The sequence below is a fragment of the Kamptonema sp. UHCC 0994 genome, from assembly GCF_029167235.1.
In the GTDB taxonomy this organism is placed as follows: domain Bacteria; phylum Cyanobacteriota; class Cyanobacteriia; order Cyanobacteriales; family Microcoleaceae; genus Kamptonema.
The window spans coordinates 1-2,893 of record NZ_JARFTR010000239.1 but is presented as its reverse complement, the minus strand read 5'-3'; the positions used below and the strand labels follow the sequence as shown (position 1 = coordinate 2,893).

At 40.5% G+C, this 2,893-nt stretch carries 3 protein-coding genes; 2 read left to right on the top strand and 1 reads right to left on the bottom strand.

Annotated features, from left to right (window positions below):
• Positions 1 to 168: 168 nt before the first annotated feature.
• Positions 169 to 759 (top strand): Uma2 family endonuclease, encoded by a 591-nt coding sequence (locus tag PY364_RS21170; RefSeq protein WP_275525993.1) that lies wholly within the window; start codon positions 169 to 171, stop codon positions 757 to 759.
• A gap of 312 nt (positions 760 to 1,071) precedes the next feature.
• On the top strand, positions 1,072 to 2,058 hold the full coding sequence (locus PY364_RS21165; protein WP_275525992.1) for a calcium-binding protein: 987 nt from the start codon (positions 1,072 to 1,074) through the stop codon (positions 2,056 to 2,058).
• A 122-nt stretch (positions 2,059 to 2,180) separates the two neighbouring features.
• Here the strand turns inward: PY364_RS21165 and PY364_RS21160 are convergent, their stop codons facing one another.
• A complete protein-coding gene (locus tag PY364_RS21160; RefSeq protein WP_275525990.1) occupies positions 2,181 to 2,858 on the bottom strand; it encodes a Uma2 family endonuclease in 678 nt (225 codons plus the stop codon).
• Positions 2,859 to 2,893 lie beyond the last annotated feature (35 nt).

The following is a 2,893-nucleotide window of genomic DNA, read 5'->3' as shown; positions in this document are numbered from 1 at the left end:
ATAAATTAGGACTTACGCAAAACTATCCGTAACGCCGCCTTCTAGGCGGTATCTTTACCGCCTAGAAGGCGGCGTTACGTAATCTACTTGGTAATTGGTAGGTAGCTGCGTACCTCAATTACTTTGAGAACTGGTGTATAATCTTTATATTACTATTCTCTAAAAACCATGATTGCAGTCAAAGACAATTCCCCACAACTTACTCCCGAAGAATATTTTATTTGGGAAGAAAAGCAACTTGAAAAACATGAATATATCAACGGTCAAGTTTACGCCATGAGCGGCGGTAGCGTTAATCATGGACGCATCGCCATTCGGTTTACCGCCATGTTTGAGACTCATTTAGAAGGTAGGAGTTGCATAACCGGTAATTCTGACATCAAGGTTAACATTCTTGAAACTAATGACTATACCTATCCCGATGCTAGTGTAACTTGTGACGATCGCGATCGAACCACAACCCAATACATTACCTATCCCTGCCTAATCGTTGAAGTTTTATCCCCTAGCACGGAAGCCTACGATCGCGGCAGCAAATTTAGAATGTATCGCCACAACCCAATTTTACAAGACTACTTATTAGTTAGTTCCACCAGTATTGAAATGGATTTATATCACAAAAAAGAGACAGGAGAATGGATTATTATTAACTACAAAGCAGGCGACACCGTAGAACTAAAAAGCATTAATTTGAGTTTCGCGATCGAGCAAGTCTATCGAGGCCTTATACTCACGCCAGAATTAATGGATAATAGATAAGTGGCAGAAAATCCCGATGCAACTTTACTGGAGTTTTGTGAATTATTTGCGGCGCATACTGGGAATTGGGTAAGTCGAAGTGCCATGTCCTTACAGCGGTTCCCGCTGTATTTTTTATTCTTAAATAGAAATCCATCTCAAGATAGAGGTTCTAATACTATAGAAACTGCTAAAATCTACTTGAGAACTTTCCATAAAGCTCTGCGAAATCACTGTAGAATAAATTTAGCTCAAGTCAGTTAGATCCATTTGAAAACAACTCAAAGTTATTAACTTTGGGCATAAACTTTATCGCAGTTTCAAGAGGAAATCATGGCAAACTACGACATTTTTGACGAACAATACTATCTTTCTCAATATGGATTTGTGAAAGATGCTGTCGCTCAAGGATTAGTCAAATCTGGTTTAGAACACTTTCAAAAGTATGGTCAAGCTGCTGGTTTAACTAAAATATCGCGGTATTTTGACGAAAATACCTATCTTACCGGTAATCCCGACATCGCAGCCTTTGTCCGTCCCGTCAACCCCAATGGTTCTTTTGCTTCTGGCCTAGATCACTTTATTCAATTTGGTTACGATGAAGGTGGTCGCCGCACTCAAGTATCTCCTGAGTATAACGAAGATTTTTATCTCAAAAATAACTCAGAGTTACTGCCATTCATTCAGAATGGAACTTTCAAATCGGGATACCAACACTTTATCAAATACGGTGTCAAAGAAGGACGTTTTGGTACTTCTTTCTTTGAACCAGAATACTTAACAGAAAATCCCAACCTTGTACCATTTATCGACTCTGGAGCCTTAAAAACAGGTCGGGATCACTACTTCCAATTTGGGCAATTTGAGGTCAACCGTTCAGCAACTTTTGTTGGCACTCGAAGTAACGATATCATAACAGGCGTTGGCGTGGGAAATGTCGAACTTATCGGAGTTGAAGTAGGCATAGATCCGAACGGTAATCGCCAGTACGAAAGTTTTGGAACTAATGAATTTGATGTCCTGATCGGGAGCGCTGGCAGCGATGATTTCGTGCTGGGAGTTCCTGCTACCTCCGGTAATACCGCACCCACACCGCTTTATTTGGGTAATGGTCAAGCTACCATTCGGAACTTTGATGTAGTCAATGATTTTATCCAGTTGCAAGGCTCCTCATTGACTAACTACAATCTCGTTCCTGTAGGTGGCGATCTATCTATCCAAACACGGTTTGGAGACGTACTTGGTGTGATTGAGGGAGGCGCAAATTTAAGTTTAACCGTTCAAGGGGTACTTCCTAATGGCACTTTCTTGATTGGCTAAAAACAAAGGTACGTAGTTGCGCTTCAGCGCTCTTTTATATCATAAGAGAACTCTAAAGCGCAACTACATATATAAAAATAAGCCCCTATTTTATGACACTTCCCTAAGTCAGATAAGTCAGATTATGGCAGTTCGCCAAATTGCTGTCGATAGCGATTGAGTCGTTCTTCGGCTTGCTCAGCTTTTTCTTCGGCTGTCAAATACCGAGAACCACGTTCATCAAACCAGTACAGCACTTCTAACTGTTTAGCACCATCTTGATATCTGCCTCTGCCAATTCCTAAACCCACTTCTGGCATCCAGAAAGGTTCGCCAATTTGCAATTCATACTCGCCATCAACTAAGCGATAAACTTCAAAAGTTTGATGCAAATCCCGTCGCCAATAATAGGGGTTGTAAATGACATAATACAACACACCTAAGCCGGCATAAATGTCCATTTTCTTATCGTATTCGCCGCCATAAGTTTGAGAAACAACCTCTAGGGCGAAAATGGGAGGAATATTATTTTCTTCCCAAAGAACGTAACTTAAACGTAAAGTATCACCTTTAAAACGCTCAACTCCCAGACTCAAAAAGCCATCGGGAATGATTGGGACTAAGTGGCTCACACCAGTTGTGTGATAAACCCCCATATCCACGCCAAAAAACCAGTCATTACGCTTACTCCAATGAAATTTGAGTAAGAATAAGAGTAAATTGGGCAGAAAATTTTGATTTTCGTTGTCCACAGGAGTATCATCTGAACTAGGTAATTCAGCGCTAGTAGGTAAACGAGTTTCTTGATTAAACTGTACCATGATGAGAAGATGGCGAAGTTATTAGTTAATTATAT